Consider the following 17,540-nt stretch of genomic DNA (forward strand, 5'->3'; position numbering starts at 1 on the left):
GGCGCGACCTAATAAGCGGGAAAGGCGACATCGGCGCAACGGCTGATGTCGCATGCGACCTTCGCGACGGCCTTCCGAGAGCCGGCGGCGTATCAGCCGGCGCTGATTTTTTGCGCCAGCGGACTGGCATCGCTTTCGGCGAGCGGCACCGGATTGTCGGTGACGAGATATTGGGCCCGCGCCAGCGCCGCGAAGCGCCCGCCCTTGGCGACGAGCTCGTCGAAGGTGCCCATCTCCTCGACCTGCCCCTGCTCGAATACGAGGATGCGGTCGGCATTGCGGATGGTCGCGAGGCGATGCGCGATGACGAAGGTGGTGCGCCCCTTCATCACCTCTTCCAGCGCCTTCTGCAGCTTCACCTCGGTCGCCGCGTCGAGAGCAGAGGTCGCCTCGTCGAGGATCAGGATCGGCGGGTTCTTGAGCAGCGCGCGCGCGATCGAGATTCGCTGGCGCTCGCCGCCGGAGAGCGTGCGGCCGCGCTCGCCGACGAGGGTGTCGAGGCCGTCAGCCTGGCGCGCCATCACCTCGGTCGCCTGGGCGCGGTCGAGCGCCTGCATCAGCTCGGCATCGCTCGCCTCCGGCTTGCCGACCAGCAGGTTCTCGCGGATCGAGCGCGCGAACAGCATCGGCTCCTGGAAGACGACGCCGATATTGCGCCGGAGCGACAACAGCGAGATGTCGCGGATGTCCAGGCCATCGACCGTGATCCGCCCCGACTGCGGATCGAAGGCACGGTGCAGCAGCCCCAGTGTGGTCGATTTGCCCGAGCCGGTCGAGCCGACGACCGCGATGGTCTCGCCGGGCCTGACCGAGAAGGAGACGTCGCGCACCGCGGCGCGCTTGCCGTCATAGGAGAAGGAGACGTCCTCGAAGGCGACGGCGCCGCTGAGCCGGCCGGGGTCCGGAGCGTTCGGCAGGTCGCGCACGGTCGGCAACGTGTCGAGGACTTCGAAGAACTCGCGCATCTTCGGCGCCTGCATGAAGATGAAGTTCACGAAGGCGACGATCTGCTCGAGACGCCCAACCAGCATCGTCGCGAAACCCATGAAGGTGACGATCTCGCCGACAGTGGTCTGGCCGTGCATCAGGAGCCAGGTGCCGACGATGAAGATCGCCAGCACCGTCAGCGTCGCCGAGGCCCGCGTCGCGACATTGGCAACCGCCCACCAGGACAGCACCGGCAGTTGTGCGTTGAGGAGGTTCGTGATGGTCGAGCGCAGGCCGCGCACCTCGGCCTCGATGCGGGTGAAACTCTGGATCACCGGCACGTTGCCGAGCGCGTCCGAAGCGCGTTCGGCCAGGCTGGAATGATACGATTCGACACTGCGCTGGAGCTGGTCGGTCCGCCGCAGCACGAAGGCCGTCAGCGAGCCGAACAGGATGACGAGGGCGATCAGCAGCAGGCCGAGCTGCCAGTTCTTCCAGATGGTGAAGGGCAGCAGCACGAACAGCGCGACGATCGAGGCGCAATGCTCGCGGAAGAAGGAGAGCCAGAGCGCCCACATCGCGCTGGCGCCGTCGAGCATCACCTTGAGCACGCGGCCGGAATGGGTCTGCGTGTGATAGGCGAGCGGCAACGTCAGCGCATGCTCGAAATATTGCGCCATCACCGCGAGCCGGCGGCGATGGGCGAGCTTGTCGGCATGGAGCGCGACGAAGACGCCGAGCCCGATATTGGTGAGGCCGAAGCCGACCCAGGCGAGGATCAGATAGTCGATGCTGTCCCAGGTCAGCTTGCCGCCGGACATCTGGATCGTGGTCAGCCGGTCGATCAGCGTGCCGAAGAGCATCGGCTCTGCGAAGGCGACCGCGGCCAGCAGGACATTGGCCAAGGCCAGGATGAGACCCAGCCGCCTTTCCGGGCCGAGTTCACCGAGGACACGGGCATAGAGCGAAAGAAGCGACATCGCCCAGAGCTTTAGCCGAATGGGCGCAGCGGGCAAGCGGTCAACCTCAACGCTTCCTTCAAGAGCTGATCATTGTCGTTAATCCAGGTCTCGGCATTGCGGCAGCGCTTGTCCGGGTGATCGCTGCGCCGAGGTGCTGTCATGGATCCTGCTACGGGCATCGGCTTTTCGCCGGCATCGGTGTGCGCGTCGGCCTGATCATGCTCGATGGCGGCAACTTCAAGGCCTATTGCGACGTCCAGGCAGTGATCGTGATCTTCGGCGGCGCGACCGCCGCGACGATGATCCGCTTTCCGTTTTCCGTCATCCTGCACGGCCTGCCGATCGGTATGCGCTTCGCGTTCACGATGAGCGCAAGCCACCCGCACGAGCTGATCGACGAGATCACCCGCGTCGCAGAGATCGCGCGCAAGAGCGGGCCTGTCGCGCTCGAAAGCGTCGAGGTCTCCGATCCCTTCCTCACCCAGCGACTGCGCTACATCGCCGACGGGCACGACCAAGAATTCATCCGCGGGCCGAGGCGCCGGCGTTGCCGAACGGCCTCAAGCCGTGAGCGTGAAAGCAGACGCCCGGGCTTGCCCCGAGCATCTCACGACAACAAGGCACAGATTTCCGAGAGGCTTAGATCAAGCCTGAGCAGGACGGAGAACCTCCACCAGCGCTTCGGCAGTCACCTCGCTCATCGCCATCTGCAACTTGTAGGCGCGGGTCTTCTCGCCGGGCTTCATCACCAGGATCACCGTCTCGGTGCCCGGGCAGGCCGGATCGGCGCAGAGAATCTCGTTGGCGGCGATCGCCGCCGTCTCGGGAAGGCCGAGCAGCTCCCTCACCAGCACCTTCAACTGGTCGGCCGCAGCCTTCGCTTCGGCTTTCGCGTCACCGCCCTTGCGGACCTCAGCTTTGCCGAAAAGCCCGAAGCGCATGCGGTTCTCAGCTCGGCAGGACCAGCACGCCGGCGGCACCGTCCTCGGCACCGAAGGCGAGCCGCTTGCCACCCTTGTCCCAGGCGAAGGCGCTGATGCCGCTGTCGCGTTCGGCCGGCCGCACCAGCAGTTCGGAGCCGTCGGTCAGCCGCACCAGCAGGATGCAGCCATCATCGTAGCCGATCGCCAGCACCAGCGCGCCCGGGTGGAAGGCAACGCGGGTGACGCGGGCACGGCGCACGCCGCATTCGCGCGGCGCCTTGCCCTGTGGGCCATCGCCCTGGAACGGCCAGACGATCGCCCCATCCGCCCCGCTTGAGGCGAGCCAGAGCCCGTCATGCGACCAGGACAGCGAGCGCGGCTTCGCCGGATAGCCGGTCATCCGCATATGGCCGGGCTTGTCGCCGAGCTTCCAGCCATGCAGCGCATTCTCCTGCATCGAGCTGACGATGAAGCGCCCGTCCTGCGACCAGACGACGTCGAGGTGCGAGCCCTTCCATTCCAGGAATTCCGGCGTCGCCTCGGTGTTGGGATACCAGAGCGAAACACCGTTCATCTGCGCAATGGCGAGGCGGTAGCCCTTCGGCGCGAAGACGAGGCCCTGCGGCGTGCTCGCGGCTTCCAGCGTGCGGACGCGGCCCTTCTCGTCGCGGGCCTGCACGGTCTTGCCGTTGTTCCAGGCGAGGTTGCCCGAGGCCGACAGCGTGATCGCGTCGATCCAGCGCCGCTTGGGGTCCTTTGCCAGCTCTTCCGGCTCGCCTTCGATCCGGGTTGCGACGACGCGCCCGTCATCGCCGCCGGTGATGAGCCGATCGGCATCGCCCGTCGCCGACAGGATGCCGCCGGCATGGGCCTCGACCATATCGGTCGCGCCGTCGCGCCAGCGCAGCACGCGCCCGTCGGCGAGCGCGAGCGCGAGCCCCTGCTTCAGCCAGCGAGCGGCGACGACATGCGTCTCCGCGGCGATCGGGGTAACATGCTCGCGCAGCGAGACGGGTGGAGTCATCGTCGTCATGGCCGGGGTCTAACGCAGCTCGCGTTCGATGAAAACCGCGACGTCGTCCCGGGCGACCGAAGGGAGACCCGGGATCCATTCCGGAACGCCTCCGATGAAGGCTCCGGCATGGATCCCGGATCGGCGCCGCTCACGCGGCTTGTCCGGGATGACCGCGTTGGAGGTAGGGGCCCTCACGCCGCGCAGGCTTCAAACCCCCTGCGCAATTCGTTCTCGTTGAGATCGCGCCCGATGAAGACGAGCCGGCTCTCGCGGGTCTCGCCATCCTTCCAGTCGCGCTGCAGGTCGCCATCCAGGATCATGTGCACGCCCTGGAAGACGAAGCGGCGCGGCTCGTTCTTGAAGGCGAGGATGCCCTTGGATCGCAGGATGTTCGGACCCTGGATCTGAGTGAGGTCGTTGATCCACGGCATGAACTTCTCGGGATCGACATCGCCGGGCACGGTCAGCGAGATCGAGCGCACATCCTCGGCATGGTGATGATGATGCCCGGCCTCGAGGAAATCCGGCTCGATGTCGAGGATGCGGTCGAGGTCGAAGGCGTTGCGGTCGAGCAAGGCGGCGATATCGACATTGGCGCGCTCGGCCTTGTGCAACTTGGCATAGGGGTTGATCGCGCGGATCGCGGCCTCGACATCGGCCAGCTCTTCCGCGGTCACGAGATCGGTCTTGTTGAGAACGATGACATCGGCGAAGGCGATCTGGTTCTTCGCTTCGGGCGCGTCCTTCAGCCGGTCCTTGAGCCACTTCGCGTCGGTGACGGTGATGACGGCATCGAGGCGGGTCGCGTCGCCGACATCCTGGTCGACGAAGAAGGTCTGCGCGACCGGGGCAGGATCGGCGAGGCCGGTGGTCTCGACGATGATCGCGTCGAACTTGCCCTTGCGCTTCATCAGCCCGTCGAGAATGCGGATCAGGTCGCCGCGCACGGTGCAGCAGATGCAGCCGTTGTTCATCTCGAAGATTTCCTCGTCGGCGCCGACGATGAGGTCGCCATCGATGCCGGCCTCGCCGAACTCGTTGACGATGACGGCGAATTTCTTGCCGTGGTCCTCGGTCAGGATGCGGTTGAGGAGCGTGGTCTTGCCGGCGCCCAGATAGCCGGTGAGCACCGTGACGGGGATTTTCTCGGACATGGCTTGACCTGAATGACTGCGACGCAAGGACGACACCGCCCGGTCAGGCCGGGCCGGCGGTCAGCGCCTTTTCGATTTCGCTTATATTGTGCTTCATCATCTGGATGTAAGTCCCCGCCGGGCCGCTCTCGGCCGAGAGCGCATCCGAATAGAGCCGGCCGCCGACCTTGGCCCCGCTTTCACGGGCGATCTGCTCGACGAGGCGCGGATTGGTGACGTTTTCGAGGAAGACCGCCGGAATCTTCTGCGCCTTCACCTGCCGGATGATGCGGGCGACGTCCCTGGCGGAAGCTTCGGCCTCGGTCGAAACGCCCTGCGGCGCGACGAATTCGATACCATAGGCCTTCACGAAATAGCCGAAGGCATCATGCGTGGTGATCGCCTTGCGCCGCTCGGCCGGGATGCGCGCGACCGAAGCCTTCACCTCGCCTTCGAGCCCGTCCAGCGCCGCAAGATAGGTCGTGGCGTTGGCGTCGTAGGTAGCCTTGCCGGCGGGGTCGGCCATGCTCAGTGCATCGCGGATGTTGGCGACATAGGTCTTCGCATTGGCGATGCTCTGCCAGGCATGGGGGTCGTCATGGCCGTGGGCATGCGCATGACCACCCTTGCCGCGATCGTCATGGTCGTCATCGGCCTCGAGCGGCGTGATCCCCTTCGTCGCCTCGGCCAGCGTCGCCTTGGTGCCGGAGGATTTCACGAGACGCGGCAGCCAGCCCTCGAAATGCAGCCCGTTGACGACGACGAGCTTCGCAGCCGACATCGCCTTCGCATCGGCCGGGGTCGGCGAATAGACGTGGGCGTCGCCGTCCGGCCCAACCAGAGTCGTCATGTTGACGCGGTCGCCGCCGACCTGCCGGACGAAATCGCCGAGGACCGAGAAGCTCGCGACCACCGGCAGCTTCTCCTGCGCGAAAGCACAGAGCGGCGCGGCGGCTGCGGCGAGCCCGAAAGCGAGGCCGGCGACGAGGGCGCGACGGTTGGGCATTGGCAATTCCACGAAATGAAACGATATAACGTTTCTATCTCTGGAGATGGGCGCGAGGCAAGAGGCGACGCGCAAGTCCGTCCTGCGAGCCGAACAGGAGCGAGCCGATATAAATCGCGCCGGCCGCGAGGATGATCGAGGGGCCGGCAGGCAGGCTTGAACCGGCCGCGTAGGACACGACGAGCCCTGCATAGCCCGACACCATGCCGAAACCGGCAGCAAGCAGCAGCAGCCGCGTGATATCGGCCGTCCAGAAGCGCGCAGCAGCAGCCGGCAGCATCATCATGCCCACGGCGAGCAACGTCCCCAGCGCATGGAAACCGGCGACGAGGTTGAGCACGACGAGCGCGAGGAAAGTCAGATGCACGATGCCTCCGGAGCGGCTGACCGAGCGCAGGAAGCCGGGATCCACGCATTCCAGCACCAGCGGCCGGTAGAGCGCCGCCAGCGACAACAGCGACACGGTCGCGACACCGGCGAGCAGGATCAGCACCTGGTCGTCGAGCGCCAGGACATTGCCGAAGAGCACGTGCAGCAGGTCGATCGCCGACCCCCGCAGCGAGACGATGGTGACGCCCAGCGCCAGCGAGATCAGATAGAAGGCAGCGAGCGAAGCATCCTCCTTGAGCACCGTCGCCCGCGCCACCGCCCCGGCAGCGAGCGCCACGGCGAAGCCGGCCGCGAGCCCACCGATGGTCATCGCCGGCAGCGAGAAGCCGGCGACAAGATAGCCCAGCGCCGCGCCCGGCAGGATGGCATGCGCCATGGCGTCGCCTGTCAGGCTCATTCGCCTGAGCATCAGGAAGACGCCGATGGGCGCCCCCGAAACGGAGAGCGCCACCACGCCGACAAGCGCGCGCCGCATGAAGTCGAATTCGACGAAGGGGCTGATGAAGAGATCGTAGAGCATGAAACGCTATTTCCAGGTCATCCCGGGCGACCGCAGGGAGACCCGGGATCCATGCCTGAACCTCGTTCGGCAGCGCTCAGGCATGGATCCCGGGTCTTCGCTTCGCTACGCCCGGGATGACCGAGCACTTGTCATTGGGTTGGAGGAGGCGCTGGGGCGGTGGTTACGCCGCGTCGCGCTGGCAGGGAGTGGCGTGGCTGTCGAAGGCCTCGACCATGCGCCGCGCCTTCAGCAGGTTCTCTGGCGTCAGCACTGCGCCGGTCTCGCCCCAGGCGACAACCTCTCGCGCCAGCAGCAGCGTCTGCGGGAAAGCCTGCCGGACGGTCTCGATATCGTGCAGCACGGCGACGACGGTGCGGCTCTCGCCATGCCAGCGCCGGACGAGTTCGAGCAGATCGGCGGTCGTGCGCGCATCGATCGCGGTGAAGGGCTCGTCGAGCAGGATCACGTCGGCATCCTGCAGCAGGAGCCGCGCGAACAGCGCCCGCTGCATCTGCCCGCCGGAGAGCGTGCCGATCGGCCGGCGCTCGAAGCCGGTCAGGCCCACCGCCGCGATGGCATGCTCGATCTTGTGGGCAGCGCCCGCACCGATCCGGCCGAAGATGCCGGCCCGGTTCCACAGCCCCATCGCGACGAGATCGTAGACATGGATCGGGAAGGAGCGGTCGAGATCCGCCGATTGCGGGAGATAGGCGAGCCGCTTGCCCTTCGCGAGCGCAACGCCGCCGGACAGCGGCGCGAGCGCCCCGGCAATGCCCTTGAGCAAGGTCGACTTGCCGGCGCCGTTCGGGCCGACGATGGCGGTGAGGCTGCCGGTTTCGATCTCGCCCGAAAGGTGATGCACCGCCGGATGACGGTCATATCCCAGAGTCAGATCTGTCAGGCGGATGGCGGACATCAACGCTACTCGATCAAAGGATCACGGCCAGCGTCGCCACCCACAGCAGAGCGACGATGAGCGCCGCGAAACCAAGTCGCGCCGGCGCGGAAAGCCGCAGCAGCGAGAAACCGGGCTCTATCGCAACGGCATGGGAGTGAGTGTGGCTCTGCGACGGCATATGCACTGCTATAATATTACATTCGCCGCGGCGCAATGGCGGTCTGCCCGGCTGCCACGGCATCGCAGCGAAAGCGCTTGCATCAAGCGAGATTTTTGTACTCTATCTGTTCTAATTGGCCGGGGGACTTATCATGACGTTGCCGGTGCTTGCGGTCGCGGGCGCGACCTTGCGCGATCTCGGGCGCTTTCTGCTGCGCCATCCCTTAATGGTTTTAGTCGCGACGATATGTACGATCCCGATCCACCATCGACTCGTCCTGGTGGAACTGGCGGGGCAAAACGCGCCATCGCTCGAAAACTTCGCGACGTCGTGGCTCCTGAACGTCTCGTCGGCGATCCTCTGGCTGCCGCTTTGCCTCCTTGCAGTACGGGAGATCGTCCTGGGGCGGAACGTGGATTTCCGGATCGGCGCACCTTCGTTCACGACTTTGCGGTACGGCGCCTACAACGTCGTGGCGCTCTCGGCCATGCTGGTGATTTCAAGCGACGTTCCGGCATCTCCGGTCATCATGGCTGCGAAGTTGGTTTTCGCGATAGCGTTGAGCTGGATCCTGCTAAGGACGACGCTGGCATTCAGTGCACTCGCGCTCGGTAGGCAGGATCCCGGCCTCGCCCAGTCCATCGCAAGAACGGATGGGCTGACATGGCAGCTCCTCGCCATCGTCGTCGTGCCGGTGGCCGCAACGATGGCGGGTATCTTCGCGATCATGATCACCATGACGGGCATCTTGGATGTCGACGACAGCGACGCCTATATCTACCCGCTCGCCTTCGTGGGTGTTGCAAGCCAACTCGGCGTTCTCGGGATTGCGATCGCCGGGGCACATGTCTATCGCCTACTCGAAAGCTAGCGTTCCTCAGAACGGGAGATACTGGTAGAGCCAGGTCTCGGTCAGGACCGTGTCGCCGGCCTTGAGATAGCAGCGCAACTCGACCGGCTCGCTGCCGCCGACCGTAAGGTCGAACTGGGCGCGCCAGTGGCCGGGGACATCGTCCGGCATCGCCTCGGCGAAGACGTAGGAGAAGCTGCCGCGCGAGGCGGAAAGCACCACCTCCGGCTTCACGCCGAAGGGAATCGTCTCCAATGCCGGGCCGAGGAACTCGACCATGAACTTGCGCACGCCCTTTGGACGCGCCGTCCCGGGCTGGCCGCCATTTCCCAACCGCGTCGCGACGACCCGGCCGAGCGTGGTCGGAAAAGGTTCGTCGGCGAGCCAGTGCAGCGTGTAGCGGTAGTTGTAGGCATTGCCGGCTCGGGCCGAGGCCTCCGGCACCCACATCGCGACGATGTTGTCGTGGATCTCGTCGTCGGTCGGGATCTCGATCAGCTGAACCGAGCCCCTGCCCCAATCGCCTTCCGTCTCGACCCAGAGGCTCGGGCGGCGCTCGTAGAGCACGCCGTCCAGGTAGTGCCCGACTTCTCGATCGCGCTGCATCAGCCCGAAGCCGCGCGGGTTGTTGTCGACGAAGGCCGAGGCGATGGTGCGCGGCGGATTGTTGAGCGGCCGCCAGGCGCGCTCGCCCGGCCCCGTCCAGAGCGCAAGCCCGTCGGAATCATGGACCTCCGGGCGCCAGTCGATCGCCGTCGGCTTCAATGTCTCCGAATACCAGAACATCGAGGTCAGCGGCGCGATGCCGAGCCGCTCGACATCCTTGCGCAGATGGATCGCGGTTTCGATCTCCATGGTGACGCCCTTGCCGCGATGCATGCGGAAGCGATAGGCGCCGGCCACGCTCGGCCCCGAGAGCAGCGCATAGACCGTGACGTATTCGGCCCCGTCCTTCGGCGTCTCCAGCCAGATATGGGTGAAGTCAGGGAATTCCTCGGACCGGCCCGCGACTGCCGGGTCGATGGCGAGACCACGCGCCGAGAGGCCGTACTGATAGAGCTCGCCGATGGCGCGGAAATAGGACGCGCCGAGGAAGGCGACCCAGTCGTTCTTCTTCCAGTCGAGCGTCTCACCCTTGCGGCCGGGATGGCCACTGCGGCTTTCCTGGAAGCGGAAGCCGGCGAAGCCAGCCCCTGTCGGCAGCCCGCGCGCCGGCGAGTCGGCCGGCATCTCGAAATAGCTCTCGTCGTAGATAATCTCGCGCGCCCGGCCAGCCTCGACGACATGCATCCGCACCGGCTTCTGGAAATAGCGGCCGAGATGGAAGAAGGTCACCGGCCAGGGCGACGGCCCGTTCGCCCACAGCGCCATCTCCGGCTTGAACCTGATCTTGCCATGGGCGTCGTAATCGATCCGCTGCAGCACGTCCGGCCGCGGGCTCGGCGGCGGTTGATATGCCTGCGCCGCCATCTGCTTCGCCTGCGCCTTCAGCGCCTCGAAGGTGAAGTCCTCGGCCTGACCGAGCTTGAGCCCTTGCTGAGCCAGCGCCTCAGGCGTGAACCCGAGCGCCGCCAGCGTCGCCGTTGCGCCCGCGCCTGTGAGAAGAGTCCGTCGATCGAGGCGAAACCTCTGGTTGCTGCCCTGCCCGGCGCGGTTATCCATGTCGTTCCTGATAGCCTGTTGTCCCGTTGCCCGGCTGGCCCGCTCCCGGGGAAAGAGCAGCCGCGCGAAGCGGGAGATAGTCAGCCAATCATGGCGAAACCAGTCCGGGCTTGGGCTAAAGGCGAAAAGCGCGGGGCGCCGTCGTGCTTTCACTTTCACCGGCAGCATGCTCTAAAATGCGCGACAACCGGCCGCACGAGCCGGAGGCTTTCCAGGGAGACATCATGAAAACGCTGTTCCGCGCCCGGAACCTTGCCGGCCTCGCCGCCGCTGTCGCGCTCGCCGCCGCCCCGGTGAAAGCCAGTGCCCAGGACTTCATCAACATCCTGACCGGCGGCACCTCCGGCGTGTATTACCCCATGGGCGTCGCGCTCTCGAAGATCTATGGCGAGAAGATCCAGAACGTCCGGCCGACCGTGCAGGCGACCAAGGCCTCTGTCGAGAATCTCGTGCTGCTGCAGCAGGGCCGCGGCGAGATCGCCTTCACGCTCGGCGACTCGCTCGATGCCGCCTGGAAGGGCGACGAGGAAGCCGGCTTCAAGGCGCCGCTGAAGAAGCTGCGCGGTATCACCGCGATCTATCCGAACTATGTCCAGATCGTCGCCTCGAAGGAGAGCGGCATCAAGACGCTCGCCGATCTCAAGGGCAAGCGCCTCTCGGTCGGCGCGCCGAAATCCGGCACCGAGCTCAACGCCCGCGCCATCCTCGCGGCCGCCGGCATCACCTACAAGGACCTCGGCAAGATCGAGTACCTGCCCTTCGCCGAATCGGTCGAACTGATGAAGAATCGCCAGCTCGATGCCACCCTGCAATCGGCCGGCCTCGGCGTCGCTTCGCTGCGCGACCTCGCGACCTCCGTCGAGATCAACGTCGTCGAGGTGCCGAAGGCGGTCATCGACAAGGCCGGGCCGCCCTTCATCAGCGCCCCGATCCCGGCCAACACCTATACCGGCCAGACAAGCGACGTGAACACGGCCGCCGTGGTCAACTACCTCGTCACTCATGAGGGCGTGAAGGAGGAGCTCGTCTACCAGATGACCAAGAACGTCTTCGAGAATCTCGGCGATCTCGCCGCCTCGCACTCGGCCGGCAAGGAGATCAAGCTGGAGAAGGCGCTCGACGGCATGCCCGTGCCGCTGCATCCGGGCGCGGCGCGCTATCTCAAGGAAAAGGGCCTGAAGGCCGGTTCGTAGAACGTCATTCTCGGGCTTGTCCCGAGAATCTCATGACCAGTTCGCTGGTTTCCGAGATGCTCGGGTCAAGCCCGGGCATGACGGCGGTCGGCTTTCGAGGGTAGCGCGATGACACAGCAGACCTCCGTGACGGGAGCCGACACCGACCGGCTGCACGAACTCTCCGGCGCCACCCCGGTTCCGATCGAGCATCCCGATCTCGACAATTTCGAGCACGGCTTTCCGCCCGGCTTCGGCCCAGGCGGCTGGGGGCTCTTCGCCTATGCTCTGGCGATCGCCTTCGCCGCCTTCCAGATCGCGATCTCCGCCTGGAACTTCCTGCCGAGCCAGGCGGCGCGCGGCGTCCATGTCGGCTTCCTGCTGCTGCTCTCTTTCGGCCTCGTCGCCAATTTCCGGGCGAAGGATACGCCCGGCCGGCTGCTCGGCTGGGCGCTTGGCATCCTCGGCTTCGGCGTCGGCCTGTATCAATGGATCTTCTATGCCGACCTGATCCTGCGTGACGGCGACCCTTCGACCATGGACCTCGTCGTCGGCACGCTGCTGATCGTCCTGGTCTTCGAGGCGGCGCGCCGGCTGATGGGCAATGCCCTGCCGATCATGTGCGGCGTCTGCCTGCTCTACTGGTTCTTGGGCCAGTACCTGCCTGCGCCCTTCAACCATCGCGGCTATGGCTTCGACCAGATCATCGGCCATCTCTCCTTCGGCACGGAGGGCTTCTACGGCACGCCGATCTACGTCTCCGCGACCTACATCTTCCTGTTCATCGTCTTCGGCTCCTTCCTCGAGAAGGCCGGGATGATTCATCTCTTCAATGACGTCTCGCTTGGCATCTTCGGCGGCTCGCGCGGCGGCCCCGCCAAGGTCGCGGTGGTTTCATCCGGCATGATGGGCATGATCTCCGGCTCCGGCGTCGCCAACGTCGTCACCGTCGGCCAGTTCACCATTCCCCTGATGATCAAGTTCGGCTACCGCCGCGCCTTCGCGGCCGGCGTCGAGGCAACCGCCTCGATGGGCGGCCAGATCATGCCGCCGGTGATGGGCGCCGTCGCCTTCATCATGGCCGAGACGCTGGGCGTGCCCTATGCCGAGATCGTCAAGGCCGCCGCAATCCCGGCCGTGCTCTATTTCGCCTCGGCCTTCTGGATGGTGCATCTCGAAGCCGGCAAATACGGCCTCAAGGGCATCGAGCGCTCCATGCTGCCGAGCCCGCTCAAGGCCCTGCGCGAGCGCTGGTACCTGGCGCTGCCGCTCGCCGTGCTGATCTTCATGCTGTTCCACGGTTTCACGCCGCTCTTCGCCGGCACGATCGGCCTTGCCTTGACGGTAGGCTTGCTGCTCGGCGCGGGCATTGCGATGGGCCTGCGCACGCAGACCCTGCGCGTGATCTTCTGGATTGGCCTCGGCCTGATCGCGGCCGCGCTCTTCCGCGAGGGCATGGATATCCGCGTCGTCGCCGGGTTGATCGCGGTCTTGGTCCTCGCCAATGCGTTCACGCTCGGCGGGCGCACGACCTTGACGATCAGCCGCGACGCACTCGCCGACAGTGCCAAGACCGCCCTGCCGGTCGGCATCGCCTGCGCCATCGTCGGCACCATCATCGGCCTGATGACGCAGACCGGCATCGGCACCACCTTCGGCGCCTGGATCATCGGCCTCGGCCAGTCCAGCCTGTTCCTGGCGCTGATCCTGACGATGATCCTGTCGATCCTGCTCGGCACGGGCATCCCGACGATTCCGACCTACATCATCGTCGCGGCGCTTGCCGCCCCTGCGCTGGAGAAGCTCGGGGTGCCGCTGATCGTCAGCCACATGTTCGCTTTCTACTACGGCATCATGGCCGACCTCTCGCCGCCGGTAGCGCTGGCGGCACTCGCAGCCGCGCCGATCGCCAAAGAGAACCCCGACAAGATCGGCTGGGAGGCGATGCGCGTCGCGCTCGCGGGCTACGTCATCCCCTTCATCGCCGTCTATTCGCCGGCGCTGATGCTGCAACCGGGCGATCCGATGGCCAATGTCATCGGCTTCTGGCCGGCGGTGGTCTACGCCACCTTCAAGGCGACGGTCGCCATCGGCCTCTTCGGCATGGTCGCGATCGGCTACCTGTTCGGAAAGCTCTCCGTCATCGAGCGCGTGCTGAGCTTCGGCGCGGCGGTGCTGCTCTTCGGCGAGTTCGCCTATAGCGATCCACTCGGCTACGCGCTCGCCGCTGCTATCGTGCTGAGGCACTGGTTCGCGGTCCGCAAGGCCGAGACCGCGCTGGCATGAGCCTGTGTCTCGCGGCCGGCACGCTCGTCGTGGCGCTCGGCCGCAGCGAGATCACGCTCGGCTGGCACCATTCGGTGCAGAAGACGCTGTGGGAAGAGGTCTGGCGGGAGACGCCCGCCGGGCTCGAGATCGTCGAGGCGCGGATCGAGGGCTCCGGTGCCGGCATGGATCCGCCCGACGACGCCAAGCTTGTGGCTGGCTTCTGGCGCTGGCGCCCGGCGCTACCGCCGCTGAAGGAAGTCGTGATGCGCCGCTCGGGTGCGACGGGGGACTGGCGCATCTGCGCGGCATCAGGCTGCCGCTCGGTGGGAGACTATCTCCCGGCGGATGCCGATCCGGTCACGTTGAAGATCTGCGAGCAATAGCCGTCATTCTCGGGCGGAGCGAAGCGCAGACCCGAGAATCTCTTGAAGGCGAGGCGCGGGAGCCTTCCTCGGCCTGATATGCTCGGGTCAAGCCCGAGCATGACGCCCGATCAATCGACCTCGGTCAGATGCTCGATCTTGAGCATCCGGCGCATCAGGTTGAGCAGGCCATAGGCCGCGAAGACCGAGAAGATCGCCATCATGATGTATTCGAAGATGGCGCCGAGATCGAACAAGCCCGCCAGCGCCCAACCAGCCGCCAGGGCCACGCCGAAGAGCTCGACGGCAATCAGGATCCCGAACGAGGAGACCATGATCAGGTTGCGCCAGTTCATATGCCGTCCGGCCATGCTGTCCTTCCTTCGCGTGCCGGCCGCCTCACGCCGCCATGCGCCCTAGGCACCTAGCGGAGCTTGCCGCCCCATGCAACAAATTCGCGCCCGCCGCCCCCAGATGGGCATGATTCCGGAACTTGAAAAGCCCTGATGCTGGATACGCCTGTCTTCGCCTCCGCTGCAGTGGCAGCGCCCCATCGCCTCGCCTCCGAGGCCGGGCGAGCCGTGCTCGCCGAAGGCGGCAATGCGATCGAAGCCATGGTCGCGATGGCCGCGACGATCGCCGTGGTCTATCCGCATATGAACGCGATCGGCGGCGACGGCTTCTGGCTGGTGCATGAGCCCGGCGGCCGGCTGCACGGCATCGAGGCCTGTGGCCCGGCCGGCTCTCTCGCCACGATCGAGCGCTATCGCGGCAACGGCTACGACACCATTCCCTCGCGCGGGCCGGAAGCGGCATTGACCGTCGCCGGCGCCGTCGGAGGCTGGCAGCTTGCCCTCGATCTCTCGCGCTCGCTCGGCGGGCGCATGCCGCTCAGAGAATTGCTGATCGATGCCATCAGCCATTGCCGGGAAGGCTATGCGGTCTCGGATTCCGAGCTCGGCAACAAGCCCAACGAGCTGGAGGCGCTGAAGGCCGCGCCCGGCTTCCTCTCCAGCTTCTGGGTCGACGGCGCGCCGCCCAAGCCCGGCGCCCGCCGCAGGCCGGAAGCGCTCGGCGCAGCCCTGCAGCAGCTCGCCGATGCCGGCCTCGACGACTTCTACCGCGGCGACGTCGGGCGCGAGATCGCGGCCGATCTCGAACGCATCGGCGCCCCCGTCACTCGCGCCGATCTCGAACGCTATCGCGCGCGCTCCGTCGCGCCGCTGACGCTCAAGTTGCCCGGCCTCACCGTCGCCAACCTGCCGCCGCCGACGCAGGGGCTGGCTTCGCTGATCATCCTCGGCATCTTCGAGCGGCTCGGCCGGTTCGAGCTCGACAGCTTCGAGCACCATCACGGGCTGATCGAGGCGACGAAGCGCGGCTTCGCCATTCGCGACCGCTATGTCACCGACCCGGCCGAGCTCGATCACCCGCCTGCGGACTTCCTGACCGACGCCGCGTTGAAGCGCGAGGCCGCGGCCATCGATATGAAGCGGGCGGCGAAGCTGCCCCTGCGCAATGGCGACGGTGATACGATCTGGATGGGCGCGATCGACGGCAGCGGCCTTGCTGTGTCCTACATCCAGTCGATCTATTGGGAATACGGCTCCGGCTGCGTGCTGCCCGCAACCGGCATCCACTGGCAGAACCGCGGCGTCTCCTTCTCGCTCGACAGGAATGCCGCCAATCCGCTGGCGCCGGGGCGCAAGCCCTTCCACACGCTCAATCCTGCCTTCGCCCGCTTCGATGACGGGCGCATCCTGCCCTATGGCTCGATGGGCGGCGACGGCCAGCCGCAGTTCCAGGCGCAGATCCTGACGCGCTACCGTGCCGGCCAGAACCTCGCCACGGCGGTCGACGCGCCGCGCTGGCTCTTCGGCAAGACCTGGGGGGCCGGCTCAACCAGCCTCAAGCTCGAAAGCCGCTTCGATTCCTCGTTGCTGGAACGGCTCGATGCCGCCGGCCATCCGGTCGAGGAGAGCGGCCTGGCCTATTCCGAGGGCTTCGGCCATGCCGGCATGCTGGTGAAGCACGCCAAGGGCCGTGTCGAGGCGGTGCACGACCCGCGCTCCGACGGCGATGCAAGGGGGATCTGACGCCAGATGACTTTCGACGATCCGTTCCGCTGCTTTGTTCCCTACCCCGACGCGCCGGTGAAGCACGCCGCCGCGGGGCCTCTGGCCGGGCTGACGCTCGCGGTGAAGGATCTCTTCGACGTCAAGGGCTATCCGACCGGGGCGGGCTCGCCGCTGGTGCTGGCGCAGTCCGGCATCAAGACGAAGACGGCCCCGATCGTGAAGGACCTGCTCCAGGCCGGCGCCCGCTTTGTCGGCAAGACCCATACCGACGAACTCGCCTTCTCGCTCAACGGCCAGAATGCGCATTTCGGCTCGCCGATCAATCCCGCTGCGCCCGAGCGGATCACCGGCGGCTCGTCCTGCGGCTCGATGGCGGCGGTGGCGGGGCGCCTCGCCGATATCGCTGTTGGTTCCGACACCGGCGGGTCGGTGCGGGCTCCCGCAAGCTATGGTGGGCTCTTCGGCATCCGCCCGACCCATGGCCGGCTCTCGCTGAAGCGGGTTTGGCCGCTGGCGGAGAGCCTCGATACGCCCGGCTGGTTTGCCCGCGACGGCGAGGTCTTCGCCCGCGTGTCCAACACGCTGTTCGATCTGGATCGGACAGAACTGCCGGAGACGCCGCGCCTCATCATCGCCGACGACATGTTCGCCCAGGCCATCCCCGAGGCCGAGTCGATCCTGCGCAATGTCGTGCAGCGCACGATCCCGGCACTCGGCCAGCCGGAAAGCGTCAAGCTGGTGCGCGATCTCGACGCGCTCTACTGGGCCTTCCGCTGGATTCAAGGTCGCGAAGCCTGGTTGTCCGACGGCGCCATGATCGAGCGCTTCGCCCCGCCGCTCGGGCCGGGCGTCAGGGAGCGTTTCATCTTCTCCAAGGCGGTGACCGACGCCGAATACGCCCGGGGAGAAGCCACCCGCAAAACCTTCCGCACCCGGCTCGCGCGCCTTCTCGGCCGGGACGGCGTGCTGATCCTGCCGACCATGCCGGACATCGCCCCGTTAATCGCAGCGAAAGAGGCGGAGCTGGAGGATTTCCGCAACCGGGCCCTGCGTCTGCTCTGCCTTGCGGGGCTGTCTGGCTTCCCGCAGATCACCATTCCCGTGGCGCAGCGCGAGGGCGCGCCGCTCGGCCTGTCGCTTATCGGACCGAAGGGCTCCGACCGCTCCCTCGTCGCCTTCGCGGTGCGCTACGAGCGCGCCGCCCGCATCCGGATCGCCTGAGAGGAGGCCGC

Annotated in this window: 17 protein-coding genes; 6 read left to right on the forward strand and 11 right to left on the reverse strand. The window is 66.4% G+C overall.

Annotated elements, in window-relative coordinates:
- Positions 1-92 precede the first annotated feature (92 nt).
- The 9 genes from AC1DNE_RS15005 to AC1DNE_RS15045 all read right to left on the reverse strand — a co-directional run bounded on the left by AC1DNE_RS15005 (position 93) and on the right by AC1DNE_RS15045 (position 7,934).
- Positions 93-1,907, reverse strand: a complete 1,815-nt coding sequence (locus tag AC1DNE_RS15005; RefSeq protein WP_476766307.1) for a glucan ABC transporter ATP-binding protein/ permease — start codon at positions 1,905-1,907, stop codon at positions 93-95.
- Between the two features lie 11 nt (positions 1,908-1,918).
- Positions 1,919-2,407 (reverse strand): hypothetical protein, encoded by a 489-nt coding sequence (locus AC1DNE_RS15010; protein ID WP_476766308.1) that lies wholly within the window; start codon positions 2,405-2,407, stop codon positions 1,919-1,921.
- Positions 2,408-2,533: 126 nt separating this feature from the next.
- The gene (locus AC1DNE_RS15015) at positions 2,534-2,830 is read right to left on the reverse strand and encodes a hypothetical protein (protein WP_476766309.1); all 297 of its coding nucleotides are present in this window, start codon (positions 2,828-2,830) and stop codon (positions 2,534-2,536) included.
- 7 nt (positions 2,831-2,837) lie between these two features.
- Positions 2,838-3,836 (reverse strand): WD40 repeat domain-containing protein, encoded by a 999-nt coding sequence (locus AC1DNE_RS15020; RefSeq protein WP_476766356.1) that lies wholly within the window; start codon positions 3,834-3,836, stop codon positions 2,838-2,840.
- Between the two features lie 182 nt (positions 3,837-4,018).
- Positions 4,019-4,981: a CobW family GTP-binding protein gene (locus AC1DNE_RS15025; RefSeq protein ID WP_476766310.1), complete on the reverse strand. Its 963-nt coding sequence runs from the start codon at positions 4,979-4,981 to the stop codon at positions 4,019-4,021.
- Between the two features lie 43 nt (positions 4,982-5,024).
- Positions 5,025-5,966 (reverse strand): metal ABC transporter substrate-binding protein, encoded by a 942-nt coding sequence (locus AC1DNE_RS15030; RefSeq protein WP_476766311.1) that lies wholly within the window; start codon positions 5,964-5,966, stop codon positions 5,025-5,027.
- A gap of 34 nt (positions 5,967-6,000) precedes the next feature.
- Positions 6,001-6,876, reverse strand: coding sequence for a metal ABC transporter permease (locus AC1DNE_RS15035; protein WP_441469316.1), 876 nt, complete (start codon positions 6,874-6,876; stop codon positions 6,001-6,003).
- 163 nt (positions 6,877-7,039) lie between these two features.
- Positions 7,040-7,774: a zinc ABC transporter ATP-binding protein AztA gene (gene aztA / locus AC1DNE_RS15040; protein WP_441469317.1), complete on the reverse strand. Its 735-nt coding sequence runs from the start codon at positions 7,772-7,774 to the stop codon at positions 7,040-7,042.
- Positions 7,775-7,787: 13 nt separating this feature from the next.
- Complete coding sequence (locus tag AC1DNE_RS15045; RefSeq protein ID WP_441469318.1) at positions 7,788-7,934, reverse strand: hypothetical protein; 147 nt, start codon at positions 7,932-7,934, stop codon at positions 7,788-7,790.
- A 133-nt stretch (positions 7,935-8,067) separates the two neighbouring features.
- Between AC1DNE_RS15045 and AC1DNE_RS15050 the strand changes: the two genes are divergently transcribed.
- Positions 8,068-8,787 carry a hypothetical protein gene (locus tag AC1DNE_RS15050; protein ID WP_441469319.1) on the forward strand — a complete coding sequence of 240 codons (720 nt, stop codon included), beginning with the start codon at positions 8,068-8,070 and terminating at the stop codon, positions 8,785-8,787.
- A gap of 6 nt (positions 8,788-8,793) precedes the next feature.
- On the opposite strand, the gene AC1DNE_RS15055 is transcribed toward AC1DNE_RS15050, so the two are convergent.
- The gene (locus tag AC1DNE_RS15055) at positions 8,794-10,428 is read right to left on the reverse strand and encodes an OpgD/OpgG family glucan biosynthesis protein (RefSeq protein WP_441469320.1); all 1,635 of its coding nucleotides are present in this window, start codon (positions 10,426-10,428) and stop codon (positions 8,794-8,796) included.
- A 224-nt stretch (positions 10,429-10,652) separates the two neighbouring features.
- On the opposite strand from AC1DNE_RS15055, the gene AC1DNE_RS15060 reads away from it, so the two are divergent.
- The 3 genes from AC1DNE_RS15060 to AC1DNE_RS15070 all read left to right on the forward strand — a co-directional run bounded on the left by AC1DNE_RS15060 (position 10,653) and on the right by AC1DNE_RS15070 (position 14,251).
- Entirely contained in the window at positions 10,653-11,621 is a 969-nt protein-coding gene (locus tag AC1DNE_RS15060; RefSeq protein WP_441469321.1) for a TAXI family TRAP transporter solute-binding subunit, read from the forward strand.
- Between the two features lie 108 nt (positions 11,622-11,729).
- Positions 11,730-13,886: a TRAP transporter permease gene (locus AC1DNE_RS15065; protein ID WP_476766313.1), complete on the forward strand. Its 2,157-nt coding sequence runs from the start codon at positions 11,730-11,732 to the stop codon at positions 13,884-13,886.
- Positions 13,883-14,251 (forward strand): DUF1850 domain-containing protein, encoded by a 369-nt coding sequence (locus tag AC1DNE_RS15070; RefSeq protein ID WP_441469323.1) that lies wholly within the window; start codon positions 13,883-13,885, stop codon positions 14,249-14,251. The genes AC1DNE_RS15065 and AC1DNE_RS15070 overlap by 4 nt, the downstream gene beginning before the upstream one ends.
- A gap of 110 nt (positions 14,252-14,361) precedes the next feature.
- On the opposite strand, the gene AC1DNE_RS15075 is transcribed toward AC1DNE_RS15070, so the two are convergent.
- Positions 14,362-14,601 carry a hypothetical protein gene (locus AC1DNE_RS15075; RefSeq protein WP_441469324.1) on the reverse strand — a complete coding sequence of 80 codons (240 nt, stop codon included), beginning with the start codon at positions 14,599-14,601 and terminating at the stop codon, positions 14,362-14,364.
- A gap of 135 nt (positions 14,602-14,736) precedes the next feature.
- Here AC1DNE_RS15075 and AC1DNE_RS15080 point away from each other — a divergent pair, with 135 nt between their 5' ends.
- Positions 14,737-16,326, forward strand: coding sequence for a gamma-glutamyltransferase family protein (locus AC1DNE_RS15080; protein WP_441469325.1), 1,590 nt, complete (start codon positions 14,737-14,739; stop codon positions 16,324-16,326).
- A 6-nt stretch (positions 16,327-16,332) separates the two neighbouring features.
- Positions 16,333-17,529: an amidase gene (locus AC1DNE_RS15085; protein ID WP_441469326.1), complete on the forward strand. Its 1,197-nt coding sequence runs from the start codon at positions 16,333-16,335 to the stop codon at positions 17,527-17,529.
- Positions 17,530-17,540 lie beyond the last annotated feature (11 nt).

This window comes from Allobosea sp. 05L423, from assembly GCF_056397745.1.

Coding starts and splice junctions, on each gene's coding strand:
- AC1DNE_RS15005 (WP_476766307.1), bottom strand. CDS start 1,907: ATGTCGCTTCTTTCGCTCTATGCCCGTGTCCTCGGTGAACTCGGCCCG.
- AC1DNE_RS15015 (WP_476766309.1), bottom strand. CDS start 2,830: ATGCGCTTCGGGCTTTTCGGCAAAGCTGAGGTCCGCAAGGGCGGTGAC.
- AC1DNE_RS15020 (WP_476766356.1), bottom strand. CDS start 3,836: ATGACTCCACCCGTCTCGCTGCGCGAGCATGTTACCCCGATCGCCGCG.
- AC1DNE_RS15025 (WP_476766310.1), bottom strand. CDS start 4,981: ATGTCCGAGAAAATCCCCGTCACGGTGCTCACCGGCTATCTGGGCGCC.
- AC1DNE_RS15030 (WP_476766311.1), bottom strand. CDS start 5,966: ATGCCCAACCGTCGCGCCCTCGTCGCCGGCCTCGCTTTCGGGCTCGCC.
- AC1DNE_RS15035 (WP_441469316.1), bottom strand. CDS start 6,876: ATGCTCTACGATCTCTTCATCAGCCCCTTCGTCGAATTCGACTTCATG.
- aztA (WP_441469317.1), bottom strand. CDS start 7,774: ATGTCCGCCATCCGCCTGACAGATCTGACTCTGGGATATGACCGTCAT.
- AC1DNE_RS15045 (WP_441469318.1), bottom strand. CDS start 7,934: ATGCCGTCGCAGAGCCACACTCACTCCCATGCCGTTGCGATAGAGCCC.
- AC1DNE_RS15050 (WP_441469319.1), top strand. CDS start 8,068: ATGACGTTGCCGGTGCTTGCGGTCGCGGGCGCGACCTTGCGCGATCTC.
- AC1DNE_RS15055 (WP_441469320.1), bottom strand. CDS start 10,428: ATGGATAACCGCGCCGGGCAGGGCAGCAACCAGAGGTTTCGCCTCGAT.
- AC1DNE_RS15060 (WP_441469321.1), top strand. CDS start 10,653: ATGAAAACGCTGTTCCGCGCCCGGAACCTTGCCGGCCTCGCCGCCGCT.
- AC1DNE_RS15065 (WP_476766313.1), top strand. CDS start 11,730: ATGACACAGCAGACCTCCGTGACGGGAGCCGACACCGACCGGCTGCAC.
- AC1DNE_RS15070 (WP_441469323.1), top strand. CDS start 13,883: ATGAGCCTGTGTCTCGCGGCCGGCACGCTCGTCGTGGCGCTCGGCCGC.
- AC1DNE_RS15075 (WP_441469324.1), bottom strand. CDS start 14,601: ATGGCCGGACGGCATATGAACTGGCGCAACCTGATCATGGTCTCCTCG.
- AC1DNE_RS15080 (WP_441469325.1), top strand. CDS start 14,737: ATGCTGGATACGCCTGTCTTCGCCTCCGCTGCAGTGGCAGCGCCCCAT.
- AC1DNE_RS15085 (WP_441469326.1), top strand. CDS start 16,333: ATGACTTTCGACGATCCGTTCCGCTGCTTTGTTCCCTACCCCGACGCG.